Origin of the sequence: Syntrophomonas sp. UBA1041 (genome assembly GCF_002316705.1) — a bacterium.
Taxonomy (GTDB): domain Bacteria; phylum Bacillota; class Syntrophomonadia; order Syntrophomonadales; family Syntrophomonadaceae; genus DTU019.
The window spans coordinates 1-26,709 of record NZ_DCEA01000074.1; the positions used below are offsets into that span (position 1 = coordinate 1).

Here is a 26,709-nt window from a genome sequence, read left to right on the forward strand (position 1 = left end):
TAATTAAGAAAGAAGCCTTGAACAGTAGTGATCTAAATCTTGCACAAAAATTACTTGACGATTTAAAGAATGCTTTAGGGGGTAAGTAAAGTGAATAGCAAGAAACTAAATATGATGCTTATTGAAAATTTCCCAAACTTAATTGACAAATATAATGAAGAGGTAGAATGGCAAGAAGGCGATGATACAGGGTCTCATACAGTATATGGTGATGTACTCGCACCCTATCTAATAGAATGTATTGTGCAAAATAATGAATCAGAAGTGATTAAAATATTAAAATTTATAGAAAGGATACTAGAATTGAATATTAAATATAGTGATGAAGTCATTGCTTTTAGTATTCTTGAACGAATTGAATATGAATACAGAAACTCTATTTTACTAAATAGTAATTATGGTGAACTTTCTAAAAAAGTGATTGAAGAGATCAGAAAATTCAATTCGCAATAGAAGGCAAATTTCATTTGAAGATTCACCAAGGTCTATTACACTGGGACGGTGATAACGTAACAATGGGAAAATGACCGAATTACCGAATCACTCTAGGCGATTCATCAATAAGAATCCAAACGTCGCCAACAGAACACAAATGGGAGAGGAGAAATATAATGAATTTTCGGGATTTATTTAAAAAAGCAACCTTGCTTTTTTCATTATCTTTGTTTCTTATGCTGGCCTGGACTCTTCCCGCTCAGGCCGTGCACTACGAATATGATGCATTGGGGAGGCTGATTAAGGTTACCTACAACACTGGTTTGGAAAGCACCTACAGTTATGACACCGGAGGCAACAATCTCAGCGAGAGCAATGAACTGAAGTTGAAATTGGTGAACACCGAACCAGCTGATGAGAGCGTGGATGTGCCACTTAATAAAGTGATCAAGGCTGACTACAACCAGCCTATCACCGCCGGAAGCAGCTATAACAACATCACATTGATGAACAGCGGCACCCCAGTTCTTTTTACCGCCACTATTCAGAACAAGACCCTGATTCTTCAACCCACAGCTAATTTTGATGTCAGCATCGAGTATGTTTTAACCATTCCAGCAGCAGCGCTGGAAAGCGTTGAAGAAGCCAAAACGACTGGAGAGACTGTGTTCAGTTTTACCACCAGCGCCAATGCTCTCACTGTTGCCACCGATGCCGCCACCAATATCAACGTGGCTGGAGCCACCTTAAACGGAGCCATAGTGACCCTGGCAGGTATTGAAAACTGCGACCAGGTTAAATTCCAGTACCGTGAGAATGATCAAAGTGAATGGATCGATACCACTGTTGCCAGTGGGAGCTATGGCATTGAAGCATTTGCCTTCAACCTGGCCGGGTTAATTCCCGAAACCGTTTATCAATACCGGGCTTTAGCCCACAATTCCCTGGGCTGGATTCCTGGCGAGATTGCCACCTTCACCACCGGTCCGGCCAATCCTTTGCTTCCTCCGGTAGGCGCAATTGATACTCCGGTTGAAGATGAAGTCATCTCAGGAAGCGATTATCAGGTAACCGGTTGGTATCTGGACGGCCAGGGGGTATCCAAAATAGAAATCAAAGTAGACGGCGTAATCATCGGGGAAGCCGTCTTAGGAGATCCACGCCCCGATGTGCAGACAAATTATCCTGACTACAACAACAGCAACTCTGGGTTCCACTATGCACTGGATACCACTGCATTGACCAATGGACCCCATAACATTACCGCCCTGGAGACCAACTCGGCAGGACAAACCAGCTATCAGGAAGTAATCTGCACCGTCGCTAACCAGTAGTCTTTATGAGAGGGGGCTCCCCTTTTTGGGATAGCCTCCTCTCAATTCATATACCTTCAACTCCCGCAATCAAAATCAACTCGCCGCCGTAAGCGGTACCACCTACAGCTACGATGTCGAAGGCCACCGCATCGCGGTCAATATTTCCGGCACAACATACGATGATGTTATCAATCCCCAGGCGGCTTTGAGCCAGGTGCTGGTCAGAACCGCTCCGGGAAATCAGAGATACTGGCACGGGGGTGGTAACTTATGGTACTCTCTTCTCCAAAAGTAAAAGATCTGGCTAGATCCGTTGCTCTTGCGTTAGTGGTATAATTATGACACAATAATACCATTAGAATATAAAGGAAGTGAAGAGTGTGCCGCGAATCATTCCGATCCGGGATTTAAAAAATACTAGCGAAATCTCTAAAATGTGCCAAGAGGCAACCGAGCCGATATATATTACCAAAAACGGCTATGGCGATATGGTTATTATGAGTGTAAAGATGTACGAAGAAAAATTGTTTATGCTGGATGTGTACAACAAATTAGCTGCAGCCGAGACACAGATAGCGGAAGGAAAGGTGCTGGACGGAGACACCTCTTTAAAAAGCATAAGAGAAAAATACAATGTATAGGTTAGTTGTTTCGGAGCTTGCTCACAGCGATTTGGATAATATCGTCTCGTATATTGCCATTCAGCTTGCCAATCCCCTAGCAGCTACCACTTTTCTTGATGAAGTGGAAAAATGTTACGGCTATTTGAAAAGCAATCCGTTTATATATGAACGGTGTCATGATGCTTATTTGGAAAAAGGGGCTTACCGCAAGGCAACCATTAAAAACTATGCACTGGTTTATAAGGTTGATGAAGCGGCCAGGGTGGTTATCATTTATCGCTTTTTCTATGGTGCACAGGACTATATAAAACTGATATAAGTTTAGTGCATCTATTTTGCTCACACATTCCATTGCATTTATAAAAGACCGAAAAGACGGGATTTTAATCTCCCGCCTTTTTTGATTTTCTGCCTGATTTTCTAGCCTTGTCAGAAGTATGGATGGAACCTGTCGCCATGTCCCATATATACCATAATGTAGTATACTTTGATAAATACAGAGGGGATGAAAGGAGAGGGGAATGAGGAAAAGAAAAATGTTGGCAGTGGTACTGGCCGTTGCCGTGCAATTGACCGCCTTGCCGGCTTTGGCGACGGCGGCTGTGGATTCAGTGGAGATTGTTAAAAAGCCTATACCGGCAAGTACTGAGACTATTGAGGTAATAAGCTCAAAGCAGGCCTTAGAGATATTTTGTTCCGCCTTTCCGGAAATCACTGAGGGCCGGAACCTGGTCGCTGAATTCGAAGATTACGCAGGAAATTCAGTTTGGCGGATTCATGAAGCAGAGCAAGGCGGTTTGCGCCCCTCCCAGGGGCAGCGGGTAAGCGGGCAAATTGACGCTGCAAGCGGTGAAGTCCAGAGCATGTATTATAATCCGGGTGATGATTATTACCAGGGCAAAACCGTGACTTTTACCCGGGAACAGGCCCAAGTGGTGGCGCGACAATTTCTGCAGGAGAAACAGCCCCAAAAATACGCCCAGATTCAGCTTCGAGATGACATGGTTGCACCTTTTCCCAGTCGCAATCTGAACTTGTGCTATATTTTTAACTGGCAGCGGCTGGTTAATGGAGCAGCCATCGACTTTGACAGTATTAGCGTGGGGGTTAACGCTTATACCGGTGCGGTCACCCAATACGCCTGCAGTTGGCACGAACTTGAGCTTCCGGCTGGGAACGACTTGATACCGGCAGCCGATATGGCCAATAAGTTACAAGAACAGATAGAGTTGATTCCATGCTATATAGACGAACAAGATTCCATGGGCCAAAGGACCGGACGGGTGGTTCCCGCCTATCGCCTGAATATAAATGCACCGCTAGTCGATGCTCGGACTGGTCATTTCCTGGATTACCGGGGCAGGCGGCAGGGTGATGCGATTCCCCGCCTGTATGAACAGGCTTTTGTACCCGTAATTAACGCCCCGGCCCTTAACGAACCCCTTGAACCTGAGGCATATGTAAACCCGGAGGTGGCTATGCAAGCCGCCCGGGATTTCTTTAGCCTAATGGGGTACACAGACCAAATCCGCAAAAGTGGGAGCGGAGGCTCTAGCGGGGGCGGAATCCGGGAGGAACACTGGTCCTACAGCCTGCAAGATCCTGAAAAGCATCATAGCCATTTGCGGGTAGAGGTCAATGCCTTTACCGGAAAAGTAATCGGGTTTAGCGACGAGGACTATGATGGAATAAGCTCTGAGCCGGTCATGACCTATGCCAAAGGCAAAGATTTGGCCCAGGCGGCTATCCGGAAATTTGACCCTGACAAGGTTGAGCAGGTGGCATTTTGCCAAACCAATTGGGAAGATGACCGGGGCTATTATCATTACCAGTTTGTGCGTTTGGTTAACGGAATTCCGTTTAACAGGGATGGTATTAACATTACCCTGGATGGAAGCAATGGTAAAATAAGAGCCTATTTGAAGCAGTGGCGCCCGGTGCAGTGTGAAGTACTGCCTCATTTGCAGGATCCACAAATGATTAAAGATAAGCTCTGGTCGGCGGAGAGCCTCAAGTTCAGTTACATCCTGGCCAGAGACGAACAGTATATGACTCTTGGAGAGAGCATCCCGGCCTACTTAATTCCCTATACGGTATTTAATGCCGTAACCGGGGAAGTCCTTAACAATTCTCAACTATCACAGCTATCCAAGGATAAATCTGAACCCTGGAGTGCCCACTGGGCAGCACCGGCCTTATCATTATTAAACAATAATGGCCTGCTTTCTGACACCGTGCAGCCGGATAAGGCCATGACCCGGCGGGAAATCTTGAAGGTTCTGGTCGTGGCCACCAATCCACGAGACTACCGGGAAGATGAACAGCAGATAGAGGTTTCCCTGGCCGATATTCCCCAAGATGATCCCGATTTGAGTGTTTTTAAGCTGGCCATACAACGTGGCATCATTCCATCTGCCGGGGCGTTCTTGCCCGATCAGCCCCTTAGCCGGGAAGATCTGGCCATCTGGCTGGTTAATAGTCTGGGCTTCCAGGAAATAGCCGAGATGCCCAACCGCATTGACACCCCCTTCCGGGATGTTGGGCAAATCAGCGCCAATAAACCCAATTATGTAGGCCTGGTATCTGGATTGGGGTTGCTAACCCCTGATTCAGCCGGAAACTTTCGTCCTCAGGAAGAGGTAAGCTGGGCTCAAATGGCATTGGTCGCGGGCCGTTTGGCTCCCCGGGCCCTACGGCAGCCCGGCTCTTCAATATGGTACCGATAATGCCATGGGCAAAAAGGGATATGAGTAATTTAGAGCACATGAAGAGTATAACCTCGCGAGAGATTGCCATGGCCTTTACAGGAAGTTTATTGGGCGCTGGTTTTGTATCAGGACAGGAACTTATGCAGTTCTTTGCAGTATTTGGAGGTTTCGGACTGATAGGAATGTTCCTTGCCATCCTGATGCTATTGCTGCTTAGCGGCTTTGTTATGAAAATTTCAAACCGAACAGGAATTACAGAGTTTGACAAAATCATTGTAAGAAAAGAAAAAACCTGGCTCCGCGCAGTATTTGGCGGGGTATTTATTTTTTTCTTGTTTGATGTTGTCGTTATTATGACAGCGGGAGCTGGAGCCCTGCTGCATCAGATCTTCGGCATCCCAACAATCATGGGAAATGCACTCATGGCTATCTCTCTGGGGGTAGTAGCACTGTGGGAAGCTAGAGGGGTCTTGACTGCATTTAGTATTACAGTTCCTCTCTTGATTGTGGTGGCTATGATCTCTGGTATTTTATCATTTATATATTTTGATGGAAGCAATATGGTTGCCCGACCGTTTTCCGGGGCAAATCCTTTGCTTGGAAACTGGCTGTTTGCCGCGATTGTGTTTGTTTCCTATAACATGATGGTAGTCATGTCCATACTGGTGCCGATTGCAACAGATGTAAAAGAAGATAAAGCTATTCATAAAGGGATTTTTCAGGGGGCGGTTCAATTAATGATTGTATTCGTCTGCATTTTGCTCCCTTTGATTTTGAATCAACCTATGCTGGCAGATGCAGAACTTCCCATGCTTACTCTTGCCCAAAAAATACATCCTGTTTGGGGACTGGTCTATGCAGTTCTTCTGCTTTGCGGAATGTTTGGGAGTTCATTATCTTGTCTTTTTGGGGTAACTTTCCGCATCAAGAAAATCAAAAATATAAAGGGAAGCATTCTGATACCAGTATTGATGGTGGCGGCTTTCATGGGGAGTATTGCCGGCTTTAAAGAGCTAATAGCCATTGTCTTACCCGTCTGCGGCTATTTTGGGTTCTTTGCCATGATCGGTATCGTCATGCATTTTTTATCATTGCAGCAGAAGAGAATAAAGTTTGACTTTGATCATTGACAGGGTGGAATGGCCAACCAGCCGTCTCTGCTCCCTGGTGTTCGAGTTTGGCAGGAAATCGGCGGGCACAGCCGCAGGGATGGCCTTGTTTTCCAGCCCGCTGCCCTCTGCTGAAAAAAGCGGTCTGAATGGAAGCAGACCGCTTTTTCGCAATGTGTTGGTGCAGTTTTAATCAACTGGTTTCTTTAAGCTCAGCATACCACTTTTGGTTGTGATGGGCGGTAATTTCAGCATCGATATAGCCGTCCAGCATCATCGAAGCAAACTCCACTCTGGATTTGGGATGGATGGCTGCCAGGAAGAAATGGCCGCCGACTAATAAGATCATAATGATCGCGGTCCAAAAATGCACATTATAGCAAAAGCCCAGGAATGCCGGCGGCAGACTATGGCGCCATATCCACATGGGAAAACCGGTCAGTATGATCAGAATACAACCGAAGATGATCATCACTCCCAACATTTTTTGGCCGGCATTGTATTTATCCTGGGGAGGAGCTTTATCCACCTTAATAAAAGGGAGATATCCACCCATTACTTTTAACCATTGAAAATCTTCTTTGGAAAAGTGGGTTATGGTGTCAATGAAGCGGGAAAACCGGTCAAAATTCAGCAGAATATAAAGGGCGGGGGCAGCGGTAAAAACGACTCCGGCCCATCTGTGCACCAGCGAAGCATTGCCGAATCCGCCGAATATATTGCCGATAATATTGATATCCCAGTAAAAACCGACACCAGTCAGACCAAGAATGGTAAAAGCGATCAAATGCACCCAGTGCATGGTCCGGGTTTGGGCACCGTGTTTTAAGACCTTGCCTTTAGTACTGCTCATTCGTTTCCCTCCTAATTATGCAGCTTCATGGGCTCCGCTTTTCAACTCAGCGATGAAATCGGGGATGTCTTGGCCGTATTTGGTATGCAGCAGATGATGGGCCTTTTCGCTAACCGGCTTTACTTCGCCCGGCGAAAGAAAATCCTTGTAAATCTGGGCGATTTCCGGATTTTCATGCGACTTTCTGAGGGTCATCTTTTCATCCAAAGCATACATTCCGGCGGCTCTTTTTTCAATGTAGTCGGTGTTGGCAGCCAGAGCATCAAATCCCAATTTACTGAAAACACCGAGGAATACGGCGGCCACGGTCAGCATGCCCGCTCCCTTAAAAAACTGCCGTCTGGTCATGCCTTCACTTTCGGTGAAAAACTTCATTCCCTTTCCCTCCTAAATCATTTCTCTTCGGATGGGCTGGCCACCGCCGTTGATACACCCTCCGGGACAGTTCATGACTTCTATAAAATGATATTTGCTGCGACCTGCCAGCACATCCTCAATCAGCTTGCCAACATATTTGGTTCCGGTTACGATAGCTACATTGACAGGCAGGGTTTTGCCCAGAGACTTGACGGGTATCTCCACCGTCGCCTCTCTGACCGACTGTAGGCCTCTAACCGCCTTGAATTCAACATTATCCAGTGACTGGCCGCTCAATAATTCATAGGCGGTTCTTAAAGCCGCCTCCATGACACCGCCGGTTACTCCAAATATGGTGGCCGCGCCGGTTGAAGAACCGATCAGGCTATCCGCTGCTTCCTCGGGAAGATTCAGGAATTCTATGCCGGCATCTTTGATCAGCTGGGCCAGTTCTCTGGTGGTAATGACCACATCGACATCTTTATATCCGCTGGCGATAAACTCGGGACGATCACATTCATACTTCTTGGCGGTGCATGGCATTACCGAGACAACATACATATTCACGGGATCAACATTCAGTCTTTCAGCAGCGTAAGTCTTGGCCACCGCTCCGAACATCTGCTGGGGAGATTTGGCCGACGACAAATGGGGCAGTACAAGCGGATACTGATCTTCAGCATATTTGATCCAGGCCGGACAGCAGGAAGTGAACTGGGGCAGCGGCCCGCTATGTTCGTTGCCGGCCACCCCCAGGGCGTTGAACACCCGGTTTATTAATTCGGTTCCTTCCTCCATGATGGTAAGGTCGGCGGCAAACTCGGTGTCATATACCTGATTGAAACCGAGTCTGCGCAAAGCGGCATGCATTTTGCCTTTCACATTGGCGCCGGGTTCCAGGCTGAACTCCTCGCCCAGGGCTACTCTAACCGCGGGCGCTTCCTGAACCACCACATACTTCTGGGGATTGGCGAGAGCCTTCTTCACCTCATCAACCCGGCTGACATCCTCGATCTTGCCAAAAGGGCAGCTGATCAAGCATTGTCCGCAGTTGATGCAAAGATTATGATTGATTTTGTGTTTCTGTCCCAGCAGTCCGCTGATGGCGCCGGTGGGACATATGGACGTGCAATGGTCACAGGCTTTACAATCGCCGGTTACATTAATGATGCCTTGGATTACTGCTGTACTCATATCCTACCTCCTTTTGATGAAGTACTGTAACCTGGGTTTAAATCATAACACCTCCTTCATATCGGGCTGGACGGTTCATCTTGTTTCTCAACCTCCCTTTTATCAACATGCATCAAACCAATATGCAGATAAGCCCCATCAGGAGCGTTGTTGGAGATAGACCCGTCAAACCATGCTTTGACGGGTTAAACAGATTTGGGGGAAATAGAATAAAAAAAACCATGAAAGCGCTGCCCCTTAGGGGTAAACCTTCATGGTTTTGTTCACCTAAAAAATAGAATTAACTAATGAAAATAGATATTCTTCTGAATGCCGGATGTATCATTTGATATCATTAATTCTCAGGGCCGGGGTCTGAAACCGGTCATAGACTGTTTCAGAATTCAAAAAGCCAGACCTTGCAAAAAGGGCTGGCTAAAAGGCAAATCCAACTAAAGCCTTCCTACCGGACTCCTTTCCACAATGGGAGGCCCAACCGTTTCCCGTTGAACCCTGTCGGTCTCAATACCATATCTATTCAGGCAATGAGACTCGGAGAGTGAAGACTGAAAATTATTATTCATTACTTATTCGTAATCATACACCTCCTGGAGATCTCATGCAATAGTCAACCGGGGCATCATCCCCAACCTGACCGATCATCATGGGGAGACGCGGCAGATCATCTTGGAAAAAACAAACAGGCCGCCCCGGCTGTCAGGACGGTATTCTGCCAAAGCAAGCCCGTGCTATAATGGGGAGAACACCATGCGGTGTCAAGATACATAGATAAGGGGAGAGTTCATTGAGCTTTTTAACCGTCGATCAGACCAAATGCAAACGCGACCGTATTTGCGCCGCCGAATGTCCGGCCAGACTTATTGTATTCAGAGAACTGGACGCCTTCCCGAGATCAGTAAAAAGAGCCGAACAGTTTTGCCTGCGCTGCGGCCATTGTGTGGCGGTTTGTCCGCACCAGGCCATATCTGTAAAAACCGTAAATTCCGTTGATTGTGTGCCGGTTGATCCCGGTCTGCTTCCTGCCCCCGCTCAGGTGGAGCATCTTTTAAAATCACGGCGCTCTATCCGCAGTTTCAAAGACAAGAGCGTTGATCGTGCCATCCTGGAAAAACTAATTGATGTTTCCGCTTATGCCCCTTCCGGCCACAACATGCAGCCGGTTCATTGGCTGGTCGTTGCAGATAAACACCAGGTGCGCCATATTGCAGGCCTGGTAGTGGATTGGATGCGCTATATTATCGAACATATGCCCCAGATAGCCGCGGTGATGCACATGGAGGCCGTGTGCTATGCCTGGGATAAGGGGATTGATACCATATGCCGCAATGCTCCGCATCTGATTATAGCCCATGCGCCTGAAGATATTCATGTTTCCCAAGGATCTTGCACCATAGCGTTGACTTATTTGGAATTGGCGGCGTATTCTATGGGCGTAGGCGCTTGCTGGGCCGGATTTGTCGGGGCGGCTGCCGAAACCTTCCCGCCACTTATGCAGGAATTGGCCCTGCCCGAAGGCCACAAGGCTTTTGGCGCTATGCTGATAGGCTACCCCAAATACCAGTATCACCGGATACCACCCCGCACCGCGCCACGGATCATTTGGCGATGAACCTAGGCCTGCTTCGTTCTCCCGCGCGCCCCACTTGTTGCTGGAATGAGAAACCAGTATGATAAAAAAAAACTATTGAGTTTAAGGGGATGAGGGTTTGGCCATCCGTTATATAATGGGGCGCTGCGGTCAGGGCAAGACCCGGCAGGTAATGGCTGAGATCCGGGAGGAGCTGAATCTCAACCGGGATGACCCCGTGATCCTGCTGGTGCCGGAGCAGTTCACCCTGCAGGCCGAGCGGGAAGTGATCAATCAACTCGATCTTCCCGGCATAATGAGACTTGAGGTACTGAGCCCCAGCCGACTCGGCGCCAGGGTCTTGAATGAAGCCGGGGGGCGCACCCGGGTTCTTCTCAGCCAGCAGGGGCGATACATGGTACTGAAAAAGGTGATCTCCGCTTGTGAGGAGCAGTTCACGGTTTATCGCCAGGCCTGCCGGCAGCCCGGCTTCATCGAGCAATGCAGTCAGATCCTGGCTGAATTAAAAGGATCCGCCGTGGACAGCGGGGTTCTTTATGAATGCGCCCGCAGCCTATCTGACGATACATTATTAAAAAGCAAACTGCATGACATTTCTCTGCTATACCATAAATTCAACGCTCACCTCCAGGATCATTATGTGGACAGCGAAGATTATTTAAATCTGGTTATCGAACGCTTTCCCCAATCGCGTTTTTTAAGCCGGGCCCGGGTTTGGATCGACAATTTCACTACCTTCTCGCCCAGCACCCTGAAGCTGATTGAACAGCTCATGAAAACCGCTGTTTCCACGGCCATAAGCCTCACCATGGAGTTGGGAGGCGAGGATCGGGACCGGGAAATTTTCGCGCTTTCCCGCTATTACTATAGCCGCTGGCATGATCAGGCTAAAAATGCGGGTTTGGAAGAACATATAATTACGGTCAAGAACCCCGGCAAGCTCAGCCCTGAACTGATGCACCTGGAAAGAGAGCTTTACGCCTATCCCCACCGCACTTTTCCGGAGCAACCCGCCGCTATTTCCATTGCGGCGCTCCCCAGCCCGCAGGACGAGGTAGAGGCACTGGCGATGAGGATCCTGGCCCTGGTGCGGCAAGGGGCGCGCTATCGGGATATTGCGGTTATCTGCTCCGATACCGCCGCATATTCAGGGCTGATCAAGAGGATTTTTGACGAGTATAAGATCCCGTACTTCCTGGACGATAAACGCAGTATTCTGCACCACCCCCTGGTTGAGCTGATGCTCTCCGCCCTGGATGTATTGACCAGGTATTATCGTTTGGAGGACGTTTTGCGCCTTATAAAAACCGGACTGACTCCTGTAGAAACGCGGGATTGTGACCGTTTGGAGAATTATGCCTGGCGTTATAACATTAGAGGACGCGGCTGGTTGGAGCCCTTTACATTGGGTGAGGAAAGCCTGCGGGAAGAGATGAATCTCTACCGCCAGGCATTGGTCAATCCTCTGCAGTCGCTGGCCCAAAAAGTGCAGGCTGAATCCTCCTGGTCACAAATAGCCCGGGCCTGGTTTGAATGGCTGGAAGAGATGCAAATTCCACAAGGCCTGGAAACCTGGGTTGAAGAATTGATCTCCCAGGGACGCTTCGAACTGGCCAGTGAGAACAGCCAGATCTGGAATGTTTGCGTGGAGGTTTTGGATCAGATTGCGGAAGTCCTGGGGGGAGAGGATACCGATCTCAAGGAATTCCGTCAGGTGCTGGAGGCGGGCCTGGCCTGTTCTGACCTGGGTTTTATCCCCTCAACAGTGGATCAGGTTCTGGTGGGAACTGCCACCCGTTCTATAAACCAGCGGAGTCAGATTATGTTTGTGGTCGGGGCGAATGACGGCATGCTGCCCCGGGGCAGCCTTTCCGAAGGAATATTCTCGCTGGACGAAAAAGAGATTCTTCAGTCCCACGGGGTGGAAGTAGGATTGAGCAATGATCTGCTGTCAATCGAAGAGGATTTCTTGATTTATGCCGCACTTTCTCAGGCCGAGGAGGCGGTGCAGTTTTCATACAGCCTGGCCGACTCTGAGGGCAAAGCCCTGCGGCCTTCATTGTTGATAGACCGCTTAAAACAGATTTACCCCGGCCTCACGGTGAAGGTTGAAACCATGGACGCTGCCCAGGCTGAAGATCATTACCTGTTGTCGGCCGGCAGCAGTTATAAATACCTGGTCGAAAGCCTGCGCCAGGCCCTGGACGGAAAAACCGTGTCTCTGCGCTGGAAAGCGGTATATGACTGGTATAAAACCCAACCCGATTGGCAATTCCAAATGACCCGGCTGGAGGAGGCTCTGCTGTTCGGCAATCTGCCGGGAAAAGTGGATAAGGCTCAGTGCAGGCGGCTTTATGCTGCCTCGTCCCAGGGCAGCGTATCCCGGCTGGAGCTTTATGCCGCCTGTCCTTTTGCACATTTTGTCCGCTACGGGCTAAGGCCCCTGGAACGCAAGACCTATGAGGTGGAGGCCCCGGATGTGGGTGATCTTTTTCATCAGGCCATACTTGATTTCGCGGTCGAGATGCGCGCCAAGCAGCTTGACTGGAAGGCCTTGAGCGCAGATCATTGTCATGATCTGATGGACGAGGTTATGGAGCGGTTGCTGCCCCGGCACGGGGAAGGGGTATTTATGAGCACCCACCGCTACCGCTACCTGGGGCAGCGCTTGAAGAGGATCGGGCAGCGCGCGGCCTGGACCCTGATCCGTCATCTGCAAAGCGGAGATTTCAATCCTCTTGGATATGAGATGCGCTTCGGGCCGGGAGGAACCTTCCCCGCAGTGGCAGTGGAACTGGCTGACGGCGAAACTCTTCTGCTGGAGGGGCGCATCGACCGGGTGGATGTCTACAAGCACGGGAAAGACGCCTACGTGCGCATCATCGATTATAAATCGGGACCCCGGGATTTAGATATGAACGACGTATATTACGGTTTGAGCCTGCAGCTCATTATCTACCTCATGGCGGTTCTGCAGGGCCTGCACAACCCTGACGGGATGATCCGCCCCGGGGGCATCTTCTATTTTCATATCGACGACCCTTTGATAGAAGCCGACCGGGATGTAGTGGAAGAAATCGAAAAAAAGCTGGCCGCCCGCCTGAGACTGCGAGGCCTGGCCCTGGAGGATGCCGAAGTGGTCAGGGCTATGGACCGGGATATACGGGGATATTCACAGGTGGTGCCGGTGGGGATGAGCGGGGAAGGAGGCTTCTACAGCAATTCCGCGCTTCTGACCCTGGATCAGTTCGAAATTATTCTCCAGCATGTGCAGCATCTGGTCAAGGATATGAGCCAAGGGATTATGTCCGGGGATATAGCGATTGCCCCCTATAAGAAGGGGAATAAAAAAGCCTGCAGCCATTGCCGCTACCATGCGGTGTGCCACTTTGACAGCCTGTTTGCCGCCAACCGCTACCGGCAGCTGGCTGCAGTTGACCGTGATCAGCTCATGGAACGGATTTACTCCGACTCGGAGAGGAGGGGATCATCATGAGACAGTGGACCGCTGAACAACAACAGGCCATCAGCCTGCGCAACCTCAATCTGCTGGTATCGGCCGCCGCCGGATCTGGAAAAACCGCGGTCCTGGTGGAAAGGGTGATTCAGCTCATTTTGCAGGATAAAGCGGATATCGATCAGATGCTGGTGGTTACTTTTACTAAAGCGGCCGCCAGTGAGATGCGGGAGAGGATCAGCCATGCCCTTTTGGAAGCCCTGCACGAGCCCGGCCCACACCTGCAGCACACCCGCCGGCAGCTGACTCGCTTGAACCAGGCCTCGATCAGCACCCTCCATTCCTTCTGCACCGAGGTTATCCGGCGCTATTATCATCTGGTGGATGTCGATCCGGCTTTTAGGGTGACGGATCAGAACGAGGCCGATATGATGCGGCTGGAAGCCCTGGAAAGTGTGATGGAATCAGCTTATGAAAAGGCTGCTCCGGAATTCCTGGGGCTTATTGAGATGTTTGCTTCCGGCAAGAGTGATCAGGGCTTCAGGGATCTGGTCTTGCAGATGTACGAGTTTGTACAGAGTCAGCCCCAGCCGTGGCGATGGCTGGAGGAAAGCCTCCAGGCCTATGCCCGCGATGCCGCCGGATTAGCCCAGAGCCCCTGGCTGCAGAGCCTGATGGAAACCGCCGCAGTGCAGATAAACGCTGCCCGGGATCGCTTTGCGGAAGCCCTGCAGATATGCCGGCAGCCTGACGGGCCAGCCTCTTATATAGAAGCTTTAGAACAGGAAATACAGACTGCGGAGGCATTGACAGAAGCCGTGTCAGCAGGTGCGGAAGCCGTTTACCACGCTATGCGGGCCTTGAACCATCCCCGCCTGCGGCAGATGCGCGGCGGCGACGAAGCCCTTAAGGAGACCGTAAAAGGGCTGCGGGAAGAAGGCAAAGAGCTGTTAAAATCGCTTCAGAAGGGCATTTTCAGTAAAAGCCTGGAGGAGTGGAGCCAGGAATTAAACCAGCTCCATCCTTATTTATATCAGCTCAACCAGCTGTTGCAGGCCTTTGCCGGGGAATACCGCCACCGCAAAGCCGAAAAGGGGATGCTGGATTTTAACGATCTGGAGCATTTCGCCCTGCAGATTCTGCAGGATCCCCAGGCTGCTGCGGAATACCGGCAGCGCTATCAATACATCTTTGTGGACGAATACCAGGACAGCAATCAGGTGCAGGAGGCTCTTCTGAATTGCATCGCCCGTATTGACAACCTTTTTATGGTAGGGGATGTCAAGCAGAGCATCTACCGCTTCCGCCTGGCTGACCCCGGACTCTTCCTGCACAAATACCGGCTTTATGAAGACGAGAATGAACCGTACTGCCGCCGGCTCGACCTCAGGAAGAACTTCCGCAGCCAGCCGGCTATAATCGCAGCGGTAAACTACGTTTTCGCCCGGATCATGAACCGCCATGTGGGAGAACTGGAGTATGATGAAGAGGCCTTTCTGCATAACGGGCTGGCAGTGCCGGAAGAGGCCGCGGCTCCGGTAAGCGTGACCCTGATCGATAAACAGCCCGGAAGGCAAGACCCAGGAGCGGAGGAAGACCGGGGCGATGTGGCCCGGGAAGCGGCAGTGGTGGCCGACATCATACAGGATATCCTGGGACAGCCCATTTATGATGCGGGTGCGGGGGAATACCGTCCGCTGCGATATTGCGACATGGTCGTATTGCTCAGGGCTACCCGCAACTGGAGCGCAGAATTCATGGAGGTCTTCGCCGAAAAGGGAATACCCGCTCATGCGGATGTGAATACCGGATATTTCGGAGCGGTTGAGGTAGAGGTTATGCTCAATCTGCTCAAACTCATAGATAATCATTGTCAGGACATACCCCTGTTGAGCGTACTGCGCTCGCCCTTGTTCGGCTTAAGCAGCGCCGACCTGATAGCCATCCGCCTGGAAAAACCGCAGGGGGCCTTTTACGAAGCCTTTGGAGAGTACGGCCTCAATTGCTCCGACCCGCTGGCCAAACGGGTGGGGGAGATCGCGCAGCAGCTCGAGTGCTGGCGCAAAGAAGCCCGCTATCTTCCGGTGGATCAGCTGATCTGGCAGCTCTATTCAGAAACCGGGTACTACTATTATGTGGGGGCCTTGCCGGGAGGTCTGCAGCGCCAGGCCAATCTGCGCATTCTGGCCGAACGGGCCCGGCAATTCGAAAGCAGCAGTCTGCGCGGCCTGTATAATTTTATAAGATTTGTAGAAAATCTCATGGCCAGCAACCGTGACCTGGAGATGGCCCGGGTTCTGGGCGAGAATGATAATGTGGTCAGGATGATGAGCATCCATAAAAGCAAAGGCCTGGAGTTCCCGGTGGTTATCGTAGCCGGTCTGGGCAGATCTTTTAACCTGTCCGACAGCAAAGCCCCTGTGGTTATGCACAAAGAGCTGGGCATTGGCAGCCGTTATGTAAACCTGACCACCCGGCGCCGCAGTGAGAGCGTAGCCGGTATGGCCATAAAAGACCGGCTGCGCCTGGAAAGCCTGGCCGAAGAGATGCGCATACTCTATGTGGCCATGACCCGGGCCCAATCCCGGCTGGTCATGGTGGGAACCGTGAAAAACCTGGCTAAAAAGGCGGCAGCCTGGTCCAGATCTCTGGGAAGGTACGAACTCTCTCAGGCCAAAGGGATTATGGACTGGTTGGGCCCGCTGTGGATACAACATCCTGATGGGCAGCCCCTGCGGGATTGCCTGGAAGAATCCTTTGAAACCGCTCCCTGTCTTGACCAGGTGCGCTGGAAAATGGCGGTGGTCAAGAGCAGTGAGCTTATCTCCATGGAGCAGCAGCGCCAGAGCCTGCAGGAGGAGATCCTGGCCCGGCTGGCCGCAGGGCGGGATGAAATGAATAGCCGAATCGAAGACTCGCTTGCCAAGCGTTTAAGCTGGCGCTATCCTTATGAGCAAGCTGCCCGGCTGCCCTCCAAACTGACCGTCACCCAGCTGACCAAAGCCGCTAAGCCCGGGGAGGAAGAATTTCACAGCGTCGTCCCTGCCTTAAACAAAAGGCCTCTGTTTATGAGCCGCCCGGAGCAGGCCCGGTCCCTGGTCCTGACCGCCTCCCAGCGAGGCAGCATCATGCATTATGTATTGCAGCAGCTGGATTTTAAGCACGTCAGTCAAGCCGGACTGCAGGCCCAGCTGGATGCCATGGTGAAAAAGGATATGCTCACCGCTGTGGAGGCCGCCAGTATAGATTCCCGTAAGATCATGGAGTTCTTTGCTTCCGCCCTGGGCCAGCGCATCTTGCAGGCCCGGCGGGTATTCCGCGAGGTCGGTTTCAACCAGCTGGTGGAAGCCGGACAGATCCTGGAGGACTCCCCGGCCCCGCGGGAGAAGCTGCTTTTGCAGGGGGTTATCGACCTCTACTTTGAGGAGGAAGGCGGACTGGTGGTGGTGGATTACAAGACCGACCGCATCACCCCGCAGAACCGCCTGGTTCTGATCGAACAATACCGCGCCCAGGTAGAAGCCTACTGCCGGGCCCTGGAGGCCATCAGCGGGCAGATGGTGAAGGAAGGCTACATCTATTTCTTCGCCGTCCCGGAAGAGGTCCGGGTCATATAAGTAGAAATCGGGTGAGAGAATTGCCATTTGTCAGCGTATCTTTGAAGAGGAGGGAGCGTAATGCTGAATAAAACGCGTGAGGTACAGCATTCCTGGGACTGGATCTTCCTGGGATTCATGTTGGCGGTCTCCGGCGGGGTGATTTGGCTGACCTATCAGCTCCCGCAAAAAGTCCTCTTCGGGTTGATAGTTGTCACTATGGGGGGCCTTACAGGCTACATCTACTATGCCATCCGTTCCACCCGCGGCCTGACCTATGAAGTAGAGCGGGCGGGCATAACCATAAACTATGGCTTTAAAAAGATACTCATTCCTTATCAAGACATACTCGCCCTGGAGGTCAAAGAGCGGGCCGGTCTGACGCGCCTGGCGGGAAATGAGTGGCCCGGCTCTTACAGCGGTTATTTCAGCGAGCGCCGGGAGAAGAAGCTGGCCATCGTATATGCTACCGAGTTGAAGAATCTTATCAAGATTGAAACTTCTGATTTCAACTATTACATCTCCCCACAGGATAATAAACGCTTCATGGAAAAGGTCAAACTTTACTGGAACCCGCCGTCAGGCTCTGATGACCGGCCTCCTGCTGTAAAAAGGCCTCATATCTGGCAGACCGGGGGCGGGATTTTGCTCATTTTCCTGAACCTAATGGCTCTGGTTGCAATGGCGGCCTATATCAACCATCTCGCCCAAACCGTCGACCAGATGCCCATGCACTATAATTTCCGCGGTGAGGTGGACCGGTATGGCTCTCCTCAAGAGCTTTACTTCATGCTCATCGGCACGATCATCGTTTTGCCCATAATCGTGCCTATCAGCGATATGCTGGCCAGGCGCGGGATCCCGCCATATGAGGCGGCCAGGCTGTTGTACATCCCTCTGGCCATAACCGTATTTATGGGCGTGGTGATCATGAGCATGGTTTAATGGTTTATTCCCGCCCCTTTTTGAGGTAAAATTGTTTTGTATGTTTACATCACAGGCTTTACCAGATTTAGTGGTCTAATTGTAGAAAGGAGCAGCCATGCCTGAAGAACCCGAAACTGGCGAAGAACAGCGCGATCCGGGCAAACTGGAGTTGATCGCCCACCGGTCCTTTCCCTCCAGTCCGGAGATGGTCTACATCATCGACTTTCTCAACAAAAGCCTTAAAAACAAAAAGGTCATGTTTGGCCTGAGCAAAGACAAAAACAATCCCGATAACATGGTGATAAAAATCTACGAGTTTTAAAGGTTGAGGTGAATATGAACAAGGAATTCGTCAACTTCATTAAGGAAACCGTGAGTATAGTAGTTATCGCCTTTATCCTGGCCATGATCCTCAGGGCATTTGTGATTGAAGGCAGAATCATTCCTTCCGGCTCCATGCTGCCTACCATACAGCTTCAGGACCGGGTTATGGTCAATAAATTCATCTATCATTTCAAAGAACCTCAGCGTGGGGATGTAATCGTATTCGACCCGCCCGAAGAACTGCACAGCAAGTGGGATTATATCAAGCGGGTCATCGCGCTGCCCGGTGAAAAAGTAGAGGTCAAAAAGGGAAAGGTATATATAAATGATCAGCCCCTTGAGGAACCCTATCTTCAGGAAGTGATGGATTACGAGTTTGGCCCGGTGGTAGTCCCCGAAAATGCCCTGTTTGTGATGGGCGACAACCGCAACGAGAGTTATGACAGCCACCGCTGGAACACCTGGTTGACCCGGGACCGCTTGAAAGGCAAAGCCATATTCATCTACTGGCCGCTAAATCATGTGGGGTTAATGGAGCGAGGGGTGGAATTCGCTCAATAAACGGGATCTTATTCATTGCCAAGGAGCATCCATGAGAATCTTACTAACCAATGATGACGGCATCCACGCCCGCGGGCTGCATGCCTTGATTCAGGAACTGAAGTCTATCGCTGAAATATATGTGGTCTCTCCGGACAGGGAACGCAGCGGAACCGGTCATTCCATAACCGTTTTCGATCCTATCAAGGTCGTGTCCACTAATATAGAAGGCGTCCATGGGGCCTGGATCGTGGGCGGAACCCCGGTGGATTGCGTCAAGCTGGCCCTGAGCAGGCTGGTCAACCGGAAGATTGATGTGGTGGTTTCCGGGGTAAATCATGGGCCCAATCTGGGGACTGATGTGCTTTATTCGGGAACCGTATCTGCCGCTGCTGAGGGCGTGATACTGGGTGTTCCGGCTATAGCGGTATCGCTGAATGACTACAAAGCGGAAATGAACAGCGATTTTGCGGCCCTTTTTACCCGCAATCTAATCCGCACCGTTATGCGTCAGGGGCTCAACAATACCACCCTTATCAATGTCAATATACCGGCTCTGAATCCGGAACAAATCAAAGGCATCCGCATTACCCGGCTGGGGGTGCGCAATTATGACAATCTCTTCGAAGAACGCAAAGACCCGCGGGGCAATACTTATTACTGGATGGGCGGAGGAGTGGTGCAGGAGACTCAAGAGCCCGACAGCGATGTGGTTGCGGTGGAAGGGGGCTACATAAGCATCACCCCCATCAAGCTGGATCTGACCGATTATAAGCTTATGGAGGAATACCGGCAGACCTTCGCACGCTATCTGGATTTCTTCTCCCGGGGCGATAAAACATGATCGCGGTCAGTCTGATTATCAATACGGCACTGTTTTTCCTCCTGCTCAATATGGGCTACTTTCGACGCCGCCGGCAGGACCCGGCTTATCCGGAAAAACCCTTTCACCAGCTGTACCTGTTTCCGCTGGCCTTGGGAGTGGTCTTCACCCTTATAGTAGACTCTTTCCGAGGTATAGTCATATATCAGATGATCATTTTCTTGGCGGCGGCATTGCTGTTGTACTGGATATTTTATGTGATGTCGGCCCAAAAACGCTAAAAATAAAAAAATTTTGCCTATAAGGTAAAATTATTGTACCATTTTTACTGTATAGAAAAAGCGAGGAGGTCATTGTTGAATGAAGGTTTACCCCACCAGTAAAATCCGTAATATAGCTCTGGTCGGCCACGGAGGTACCGGGAAAACCTCCCTGGCAGAAGCCATGATTTTTAATACAGGGGCAACGAAGCGGATGGGGAGAGTTGACGACGGCAACACTGTTTCCGACTACCTGCCGGAAGAGGTAAAGCGGAAAATTACCATCAGTACCACGCTGGTGCCCTGCGAATATAGGGATCACAAGATCAATGTGCTCGACACCCCGGGATTTGCCGATTTCTATTTCGAGGTGGTTGGAGCGGCGCGGGTAGTCGACAGTATGGTAATGATGTTTTCCGCCAACGCTGGTGTTGAAGTGCAAACCGAGGTGGCCTGGGAGGATTTCTCCAAGATACCCAAACTGGCCTTCATCAACAAAATGGACCGTGAGAACGCCGATTTTTACAAAGTAGTGGATCAGATGAAGAGCACCTTTCCCGATCACATCATACCGGTGCAGCTCCCCATCGGAGCCGAAGACAAATTTAAAGGCGTGGTGGACCTGATCAGAATGAAGGCCCTTATCTTTGAAGCCGGCAGCGGCAAATATAGCGAACAAGACATCCCCGCCGACATGATGGATGATGTGGAGACATATAAAGAAGCCTTGAAAGAGGCTGCGGCTGAAGCCGATGACGACCTTCTCATGAAATACCTGGAAGGCGAAGAGTTAAGCGATGCCGAGATTATGGAAGGCATAAAAAAGGCTGCGGCTACCGGGTCGGCGGTTTTCGTATTCTGCGGATCGGCTGCCAAAAATATCGGGGTCCTGCCCCTGATGGACTTTATCGTCGACTGCAGTACCAACCCTCAGGACAATCCCCTGGTAGAAGGCAAAGAGGTGGAGAACGAGCCCTTTCTGGCTCAGGTCTTTAAGACTATCGCCGACCCCTATATCGGCCGTATGACCTTTTTCCGCATCTTCACCGGTAAGCTCAAGGCCGACAGCGTGATCTACAATGCCACCAAAGAGCGTGACGAAAAGATAACTCAGATCCTGGTGATGACCGGCAAGGAGCAGGCCACGGTGCCTGAGGCCAACGCCGGTGATATAGTGGCTGTGGCCAAACTGGCTACCACTGCAACCAGCGACACCCTGACCACCAAAGCCAGTGGGTTGGTTTTAGATCCCATCCAGTTCCCGGAACCCACCTTGAACATGGCCATCGAGCCCAAGAGCAAGGGCGACGAAGATAAACTGAGCGGCGCTATTACCAGGATACTGGAAGAAGATCCCACTATCCGGGTGGAGAAGAATACCGAAACCAAACAGACTATTTTGAAGGCCATGGGCGACAGCCATGTGGACATCATCCTGGACAAATTGTCCCGCAAGTTCGGGGTGGATGTGGTCAGCCGGGAGATGCGCATCCCTTACCGGGAAACCATCCGCGGTATCGTGGAAGCCGAAGGTAAACATAAAAAACAGAGCGGCGGTCATGGACAGTATGGTCATGTGTGGATAAAATTCGAACCCACTGATGAACACTTCGTATTCGAAGAGAACGTGTTCGGCGGGGCCGTGCCCCGCAACTACTTCCCCGCGGTTGAGAAAGGCCTTTTAGAAGCCCTGGAGGAAGGCGTCCTGGCCGGATATCCGGTCACCAACATCAAGGCGACCCTCTATGACGGGTCCTACCATTCGGTGGACTCATCGGAAATGGCATTCAAACTGGCGGCCCGCCTGGCCTACAAGAAGGGTCTGGAGTCAGCCAAGCCGGTTCTTCTGGAACCGATCGTCAATGTGGAAGTGGAGATCCCCGAAGCAAACATGGGCGACATCATCGGCGACCTGAACAGTAAGCGCGGCCGGGTGATGGGAATGGAACCGGTGGGCAAGAGACAGCTCATCAAAGCACAGGTGCCCCTGGCGGAGATGGCCAAATACACCATAGATCTCAAATCCATGACACAAGGCCGCGGCAAATTCCGCATGGAGTTCGCCCATTACGAAGAAGTACCGGCCCAGAACGCGGAAAAGATCATCGAAAAGGCCAAACGAGGAAAAGAAGAGATGGATAAATAATTTCGAGAAATAAAAAGGCGCCGCGGGATTCTGCGGCGCCTTTTTGATGGTGTGCCGGGCAGGGACGGGCGACAGCCGGGCGGTGAAAAACCGCTGGGGTGACCCAAATGAGGACCGTACCCATTTGCCGCCCTATCAACTGTCTACCCGGGTGAAGCCCCAGTCCTGCCATTGCCAGCTGCTGCGGGGATTATAGAGAGGCCATCCGGATTTTTCCCTGGCTACAAGGGATAAGGTGTGGTCGGGGCCGGTGTTGACGCCAATCGACTGCAGGGGAGGATCAAGGGCGGAAGAACACCACACGGCTCTCATTCGCCCCGACTGCAGGCGATACATGAAAAGGTGGCAACTATAGGCCTGGTCTTCCTGCTCCAACCAGAATGGTTTAACATCCCCATAGCTGCCGTATTTCCACAAGAGCATCAATAGCTCCTCCCGGCCATCATTATCGGTGTCAGCCAGGAGGAACTGCTCTATTCTCCACTCTGCAGGCGATTCCCAAATCATCTGCTGGCCTTCCCAGACCCTAACCTGACTATTTGTTAGCTGATAGCTTTCCGCCATTTCGTTACCATCAGTATCTCTTGATATCATCACATTTTCTTGGCTTGCCGCCGCCACTCGCCCTCCGATAAAACCCAAAACAAAACATAGCAAGAACAAGGCGGGCACCTTTATTCTTCTCACGGCTCATTTTCCCAGGGCATAATGATGCGGCACGATCCGTCTGCGGCAAAAGCCCGGGTCCATTCCGGAGCCGGCGGGGCTTGTTTGTTTTCCAGCATCCCTCGCCATTTTTCATCGGTCAGGCGATCCGATGCCGGCCAGGTGAATTCATAATGGCTGTAAACTCCGCCTTTCACGATGCGCAGCTTGCCGTCTACCGGAACCACTGCATAGATAGAGTGTATATAGCCATTGCCTTCCTCCAGCACCAAATCCGGCGGGGCGGTGGCTACGTCAGCCACCAGCATGGCGGGGTTGTTGTTAAGCAGCGCAGAACGTCCCCCTTCCTGATCCCGCAGGGTTTCCATCCAGAAGTGCTCCAGCTGGCCGCCGAAGCTGCGGATAAGTTCATATTCTTCATCAGTCAGGGCCTGATTTTGCAGCTCTTTTTCAGATATGGTCTTCAGGTTCAAGGCCAGAATCTCCATCAATTGCAGGCTTTGCGCATCCCGCTCTGCAATCAACCCCCTGGCCTGCAGCCCTTCCCGGGTCATCGCGGACAGAGAAGCCAGATTGGCGTAGCAATGCGGGTCAGGCTCAACATAGCCGCGGTCATCGATCTCATCTCCGAAACCGCCGCCCATTTCCGCGTAAACCTGTTTCGCATAGAGGATGGTGTCATGCTTCAATTCGGTCCAGCTGCCCAGGAAAGTATTTAAACTTTTACGGGCCCAGGCCTTACCCAGCATAAAGCTGGGGTAGCCCTGAGGCTTTTCCAGCGTCAGAGGTTTCAAAGTCTTTATCCAGCTCCAATAAAGGTTGTGGTGCCACACCGCAGGGTCCAGCCCTGAAATGTGCTGTCTTAATCGAGTCATATTCTGGGGATAGTTCTGATACTGGGTCTGCCCCTCATCCTCCAGTATGCGGTAGGCCTCTTCCGATCCCATGGCAGCTGGGATATCCAGACCCCTGGGCAACAGGCGGCGTTCCCCCTGCTGGTTTTCTCCCACTTCCCGATATACCAAGCGCTGAAATATGTCAGCATCTATGGTATAGCGCTGCCCCATGAAACGAAAACCCTTTATTTCCTGCTCCCGGTCAGGCTGAATGCTGGCATCGAAGATGGGGATGGAGTTGATAGACGGCCCCTGCAGCTCTTTGGCCCTGGATAGGAATTGCTGCCATTTCTCGTTATCGCTTATCAAAGTGTTGAGACTGCTTTCCACGCCATAAACCTGTTCCAACAAATTAGAATAGGCTATGCAGCCGGGATCATCACTTTCGCCCACGAAAAAGCTGGTGGTCTGGTAGATCTTATCCCAGGATGCCTGGTTAAGGCCGTTCTTCAAAGCCAAAGTCATTAAGACCGCCGATCTGGTCTCGTCTTCATTCTTTAACCTGAAGGTCATGCGGCCATACCACATCATGTTTTGGAAATAGGATTTAAGATTTTCGCTGTGAGTATAATGCCCCCGGGGGATGTACTGGGTGTAATCCTCCTTCAAAGATTCCAAGGGATCTGGCGATAACCCTATGGTCATCAGCGGTGAAATGGCGGTCTGGTTATGCTCTTGAATAAGCTGCAATTCAGCTTCAGCTTCCTTAATTACCTCCTGGGGAATCTTTGCCCCGGGGTCAAGAAGACGACTGCCCACCGCGAAAAAGGCCAGATTGCGCCGGGCTGCATTTTCCCAGGGACTGTTTTTTAAGGCTTCATATTGTTTCTGCGAAGCCTCCAGCATACCCTGGTTGAGCTGCTGCAGTTCAGCCCGGAGCTGATTCTCTTCGGCGCTTTTCAGCAAATGTTCAAAAAACAGGTGGTAGTTATGTAGCATGGCATCGGTGGTGATCAGGTTGGGTATGCCGTCATACCGGTTAAATTCATAAAGCATGAAGAATTCCTGCTGCATTTGCGGCAGGACCACAAAGGCGTTTTGGGCCAGAAGCGCCTGAGCCTCAGGTGAAAATTCGAAGCGCCCCCGGTTTTCAACATTGCTGAGATCGGCATTAACCCGATAAGGCGCAATCTGTGGACTGACCTTCACCTCTACCTCGCGGTATGGTGCAAACTCCGCTGCCTGAGCCACCCCTGAGGGGCCGAACTTTTCTTCAAGCAGCTTCTTGCTGCCGGGGCCGCAGCCGCTGAGAGCAGATGTCAACATCAAAATGGTCAGCAATATGCTGATGGCTTTGATTTGACCAGCCTTCATAGTAAACCCTCCCTTTACTTAATCTTACCATTGCTACGCATTTACAGCAGTTTCCTGACACCTGTTTTTAACTTGACAAATGGGTGGTTTATAAGGATGGCAGCGCTGCACCATAATTGCCATATCATCCTTTCTCTGTTTATATTGCCACAATATTCCTATATAGAGATTTTGGTTACGCTGGCTACCCCCCAGGCCTTGTTTAGCAAACAACTCATAAGAATAGGCGAAGTGGCGGATAGGGGCGAGAATACTTTTTGCTTTACATCAATCCGTATCAACTGTATTATGTATATTAGTACAGTGCGGTAGAGAGGAGGGACTTCATGTTTGAATTGGATCTTCGCAGCCGCAAGCCGGTTTATGAGCAACTGGTCGAAAAAATCATCGAGCTGATTATCAGCAATGTCTTGAAGCCCGATCAGCAGCTGCCTTCGGTACGGGTTTTGTCGGCTGAACTCACCATAAATCCCAATACCATTCAGAAAGCCTATCGGGAATTGGAACACCGCGGCTTCATATATTCGCTGCCCGGCAAGGGCAGCTTTGTCAGGCCGGCGGTATATACTGATAATCCCGCGCGGATCAGCAGTTTAAAGACCCAGCTGTCCAGGGTTATATCAGAAATGCTTTATCTGGGAGTATCCAAGGATGAAATCATCGGATCAATTCAAAATTCACTATCTACAGCCGGGGGAGGGAAAATAGATGATTGAAGTGGAAAGGGTCAGTAAACAATTCGGCGGTCTGGAAGCCTTGCATGATGTCAGCCTGGCGGTACATAAAGGATCGATTTACGGACTGGTGGGCTGTAATGGAGCGGGGAAAACCACGCTCTTAAAACTGCTGGCCGGTATTTATAAACCTGATTCAGGGCTTTTAATGATAGATTCTCAGCCGGTATTTGAAAATGAAGCCATAAAAGAACGCACGGTTTTCATTCCGGATGCCCTGTATTTTTTCCACAATTATTCCATTCAGGACATGGCCAACTATTATGCCAGTATATATGCGGGCTGGAGTCAGCAGCGCTTTCAGCAGCTGGCTCAGGTTTTTGACATCGAGTTGAACCGGCGGGTAAAAACCCTGTCCCGGGGCATGCAGCGGCAGGTAGCCTTCTGGATGGGTTTAAGCCTGATGCCTGAGGTGATGATATTGGATGAACCCCTGGATGGACTGGACCCGGTGATGAGGCAAAATGTGAAACGCCTCATCATACAAGATGTGGCCGAGCGCGGCATGACTGTGATCATATCTTCGCACAACCTGCGCGAATTGGAGGATATCTGCGATCATATCGGCATCTTGCACCATGGGCAAATGCTTATACAGAAGGATTTGGATGATTTAAAGGCTGACGTCCATAAGATTCAAATAGCCTTTAGCGGCGAAATCCCTCTGGCTCTGCTGGATGAGACCGAGGCTCTTCATCATGAGCAAAGGGGCAGCGTGATGACTCTGATCGTACGCGGCGCTTATGATCAGATCATGGGCCGGATGCAGGCTTATCAGCCCGCCGTACTGGATGTTCTGCCCCTCACCCTGGAAGAGATATTCATTTACGAAATGGGGGATAA

Annotated in this window: 24 protein-coding genes and 1 riboswitch; of the genes, 18 read left to right on the forward strand and 6 right to left on the reverse strand. The window is 50.9% G+C overall.

The features are described 5' to 3' along the window. Positions 1-90 precede the first annotated feature (90 nt). Both B2633_RS11710 and B2633_RS11715 read left to right on the forward strand, forming a co-directional pair. On the forward strand, positions 91-453 hold the full coding sequence (locus tag B2633_RS11710; protein WP_483170857.1) for a DUF7674 family protein: 363 nt from the start codon (positions 91-93) through the stop codon (positions 451-453). Between the two features lie 158 nt (positions 454-611). Then, a complete protein-coding gene (locus B2633_RS11715; RefSeq protein WP_483170858.1) occupies positions 612-1,769 on the forward strand; it encodes an Ig-like domain-containing protein in 1,158 nt (385 codons plus the stop codon). Positions 1,770-1,815: 46 nt separating this feature from the next. On the opposite strand, the gene B2633_RS11720 is transcribed toward B2633_RS11715, so the two are convergent. Further along, positions 1,816-2,007, reverse strand: coding sequence for a hypothetical protein (locus tag B2633_RS11720; protein ID WP_483170859.1), 192 nt, complete (start codon positions 2,005-2,007; stop codon positions 1,816-1,818). A gap of 124 nt (positions 2,008-2,131) precedes the next feature. Here B2633_RS11720 and B2633_RS11725 point away from each other — a divergent pair, with 124 nt between their 5' ends. From B2633_RS11725 to B2633_RS11745, 5 genes are all read left to right on the forward strand, one after another. After that, positions 2,132-2,392, forward strand: a complete 261-nt coding sequence (locus B2633_RS11725; RefSeq protein WP_483170861.1) for a type II toxin-antitoxin system prevent-host-death family antitoxin — start codon at positions 2,132-2,134, stop codon at positions 2,390-2,392. Next, complete coding sequence (locus tag B2633_RS11730; protein WP_483170862.1) at positions 2,385-2,693, forward strand: type II toxin-antitoxin system RelE/ParE family toxin; 309 nt, start codon at positions 2,385-2,387, stop codon at positions 2,691-2,693. The genes B2633_RS11725 and B2633_RS11730 overlap by 8 nt, the downstream gene beginning before the upstream one ends. 202 nt (positions 2,694-2,895) lie before the next feature. Next, a complete protein-coding gene (locus B2633_RS11735; protein ID WP_483170863.1) occupies positions 2,896-5,100 on the forward strand; it encodes a YcdB/YcdC domain-containing protein in 2,205 nt (734 codons plus the stop codon). A 20-nt stretch (positions 5,101-5,120) separates the two neighbouring features. Continuing rightward, the gene (locus B2633_RS11740; protein WP_483170864.1) at positions 5,121-6,212 is read left to right on the forward strand and encodes a YkvI family membrane protein; all 1,092 of its coding nucleotides are present in this window, start codon (positions 5,121-5,123) and stop codon (positions 6,210-6,212) included. Next, positions 6,196-6,384: a hypothetical protein gene (locus B2633_RS11745; protein WP_483170865.1), complete on the forward strand. Its 189-nt coding sequence runs from the start codon at positions 6,196-6,198 to the stop codon at positions 6,382-6,384. Before B2633_RS11740 ends, B2633_RS11745 begins: the two co-directional genes overlap by 17 nt. On the opposite strand, the gene B2633_RS11750 is transcribed toward B2633_RS11745, so the two are convergent. From B2633_RS11750 to B2633_RS11760, 3 genes are read right to left on the reverse strand one after another with little or no spacing between them, the layout of a single operon-like run. Beyond that, complete coding sequence (locus tag B2633_RS11750; RefSeq protein ID WP_483170866.1) at positions 6,385-7,044, reverse strand: formate dehydrogenase subunit gamma; 660 nt, start codon at positions 7,042-7,044, stop codon at positions 6,385-6,387. Between the two features lie 15 nt (positions 7,045-7,059). After that, on the reverse strand, positions 7,060-7,419 hold the full coding sequence (locus B2633_RS11755) for an iron hydrogenase small subunit (RefSeq protein ID WP_483170867.1): 360 nt from the start codon (positions 7,417-7,419) through the stop codon (positions 7,060-7,062). A gap of 12 nt (positions 7,420-7,431) precedes the next feature. Then, entirely contained in the window at positions 7,432-8,595 is a 1,164-nt protein-coding gene (locus tag B2633_RS11760) for a [FeFe] hydrogenase, group A (protein WP_483170868.1), read from the reverse strand. Positions 8,596-9,029: 434 nt separating this feature from the next. Next, positions 9,030-9,146: riboswitch (molybdenum cofactor riboswitch) on the reverse strand. A gap of 233 nt (positions 9,147-9,379) precedes the next feature. Between B2633_RS11760 and B2633_RS11765 the strand changes: the two genes are divergently transcribed. From B2633_RS11765 to fusA, 9 genes are all read left to right on the forward strand, one after another. After that, positions 9,380-10,204: a nitroreductase family protein gene (locus B2633_RS11765; protein ID WP_483170869.1), complete on the forward strand. Its 825-nt coding sequence runs from the start codon at positions 9,380-9,382 to the stop codon at positions 10,202-10,204. Positions 10,205-10,301: 97 nt separating this feature from the next. Further along, positions 10,302-13,679, forward strand: a complete 3,378-nt coding sequence (addB, locus tag B2633_RS11770) for a helicase-exonuclease AddAB subunit AddB (protein WP_483170871.1) — start codon at positions 10,302-10,304, stop codon at positions 13,677-13,679. Then, positions 13,676-17,257: a helicase-exonuclease AddAB subunit AddA gene (gene addA, locus B2633_RS11775; protein WP_483170872.1), complete on the forward strand. Its 3,582-nt coding sequence runs from the start codon at positions 13,676-13,678 to the stop codon at positions 17,255-17,257. Before addB ends, addA begins: the two co-directional genes overlap by 4 nt. 60 nt (positions 17,258-17,317) lie before the next feature. Beyond that, the gene (locus B2633_RS11780; RefSeq protein WP_483170873.1) at positions 17,318-18,181 is read left to right on the forward strand and encodes a PH domain-containing protein; all 864 of its coding nucleotides are present in this window, start codon (positions 17,318-17,320) and stop codon (positions 18,179-18,181) included. Positions 18,182-18,278: 97 nt separating this feature from the next. Beyond that, on the forward strand, positions 18,279-18,485 hold the full coding sequence (locus tag B2633_RS11785) for a YpmA family protein (protein WP_481039517.1): 207 nt from the start codon (positions 18,279-18,281) through the stop codon (positions 18,483-18,485). 14 nt (positions 18,486-18,499) lie between these two features. After that, positions 18,500-19,048, forward strand: coding sequence for a signal peptidase I (gene lepB, locus B2633_RS11790; RefSeq protein WP_481039515.1), 549 nt, complete (start codon positions 18,500-18,502; stop codon positions 19,046-19,048). A gap of 31 nt (positions 19,049-19,079) precedes the next feature. After that, positions 19,080-19,871 (forward strand): 5'/3'-nucleotidase SurE, encoded by a 792-nt coding sequence (surE, locus tag B2633_RS11795; protein ID WP_481039513.1) that lies wholly within the window; start codon positions 19,080-19,082, stop codon positions 19,869-19,871. Beyond that, on the forward strand, positions 19,868-20,131 hold the full coding sequence (locus tag B2633_RS11800) for a hypothetical protein (RefSeq protein WP_481039511.1): 264 nt from the start codon (positions 19,868-19,870) through the stop codon (positions 20,129-20,131). Before surE ends, B2633_RS11800 begins: the two co-directional genes overlap by 4 nt. A 79-nt stretch (positions 20,132-20,210) precedes the next feature. Beyond that, positions 20,211-22,256 (forward strand): elongation factor G, encoded by a 2,046-nt coding sequence (gene fusA, locus B2633_RS11805; protein WP_483170875.1) that lies wholly within the window; start codon positions 20,211-20,213, stop codon positions 22,254-22,256. Between the two features lie 135 nt (positions 22,257-22,391). Here fusA and B2633_RS11810 read toward each other — a convergent pair whose 3' ends face one another. Together B2633_RS11810 and B2633_RS11815 are read right to left on the reverse strand one after the other, a co-directional pair. Next, positions 22,392-22,943: a hypothetical protein gene (locus tag B2633_RS11810; RefSeq protein ID WP_483170876.1), complete on the reverse strand. Its 552-nt coding sequence runs from the start codon at positions 22,941-22,943 to the stop codon at positions 22,392-22,394. Next, the gene (locus B2633_RS11815; RefSeq protein WP_483170878.1) at positions 22,940-25,132 is read right to left on the reverse strand and encodes a DUF3160 domain-containing protein; all 2,193 of its coding nucleotides are present in this window, start codon (positions 25,130-25,132) and stop codon (positions 22,940-22,942) included. Before B2633_RS11815 ends, B2633_RS11810 begins: the two co-directional genes overlap by 4 nt. Before the next feature lie 326 nt (positions 25,133-25,458). On the opposite strand from B2633_RS11815, the gene B2633_RS11820 reads away from it, so the two are divergent. Next, complete coding sequence (locus B2633_RS11820; protein WP_483170879.1) at positions 25,459-25,848, forward strand: GntR family transcriptional regulator; 390 nt, start codon at positions 25,459-25,461, stop codon at positions 25,846-25,848. Next, positions 25,841-26,709 (forward strand): ABC transporter ATP-binding protein (locus tag B2633_RS11825; protein WP_483170880.1); only part of this gene is annotated, 869 nt, incomplete at its 3' end. The genes B2633_RS11820 and B2633_RS11825, both read left to right, overlap by 8 nt.

Excerpts from the sequence above, each read along its gene's own strand:
- B2633_RS11715 (WP_483170858.1), top strand. The coding sequence starts at position 612 with ATGAATTTTCGGGATTTATTTAAAAAAGCAACCTTGCTTTTTTCATTA.
- B2633_RS11730 (WP_483170862.1), top strand. The coding sequence starts at position 2,385 with ATGTATAGGTTAGTTGTTTCGGAGCTTGCTCACAGCGATTTGGATAAT.
- B2633_RS11735 (WP_483170863.1), top strand. The coding sequence starts at position 2,896 with ATGAGGAAAAGAAAAATGTTGGCAGTGGTACTGGCCGTTGCCGTGCAA.
- B2633_RS11740 (WP_483170864.1), top strand. The coding sequence starts at position 5,121 with ATGAGTAATTTAGAGCACATGAAGAGTATAACCTCGCGAGAGATTGCC.
- B2633_RS11750 (WP_483170866.1), bottom strand. The coding sequence starts at position 7,044 with ATGAGCAGTACTAAAGGCAAGGTCTTAAAACACGGTGCCCAAACCCGG.
- B2633_RS11755 (WP_483170867.1), bottom strand. The coding sequence starts at position 7,419 with ATGAAGTTTTTCACCGAAAGTGAAGGCATGACCAGACGGCAGTTTTTT.
- B2633_RS11760 (WP_483170868.1), bottom strand. The coding sequence starts at position 8,595 with ATGAGTACAGCAGTAATCCAAGGCATCATTAATGTAACCGGCGATTGT.
- addA (WP_483170872.1), top strand. The coding sequence starts at position 13,676 with ATGAGACAGTGGACCGCTGAACAACAACAGGCCATCAGCCTGCGCAAC.
- B2633_RS11780 (WP_483170873.1), top strand. The coding sequence starts at position 17,318 with ATGCTGAATAAAACGCGTGAGGTACAGCATTCCTGGGACTGGATCTTC.
- B2633_RS11785 (WP_481039517.1), top strand. The coding sequence starts at position 18,279 with ATGCCTGAAGAACCCGAAACTGGCGAAGAACAGCGCGATCCGGGCAAA.
- lepB (WP_481039515.1), top strand. The coding sequence starts at position 18,500 with ATGAACAAGGAATTCGTCAACTTCATTAAGGAAACCGTGAGTATAGTA.
- surE (WP_481039513.1), top strand. The coding sequence starts at position 19,080 with ATGAGAATCTTACTAACCAATGATGACGGCATCCACGCCCGCGGGCTG.
- B2633_RS11800 (WP_481039511.1), top strand. The coding sequence starts at position 19,868 with ATGATCGCGGTCAGTCTGATTATCAATACGGCACTGTTTTTCCTCCTG.
- fusA (WP_483170875.1), top strand. The coding sequence starts at position 20,211 with ATGAAGGTTTACCCCACCAGTAAAATCCGTAATATAGCTCTGGTCGGC.
- B2633_RS11815 (WP_483170878.1), bottom strand. The coding sequence starts at position 25,132 with ATGAAGGCTGGTCAAATCAAAGCCATCAGCATATTGCTGACCATTTTG.
- B2633_RS11820 (WP_483170879.1), top strand. The coding sequence starts at position 25,459 with ATGTTTGAATTGGATCTTCGCAGCCGCAAGCCGGTTTATGAGCAACTG.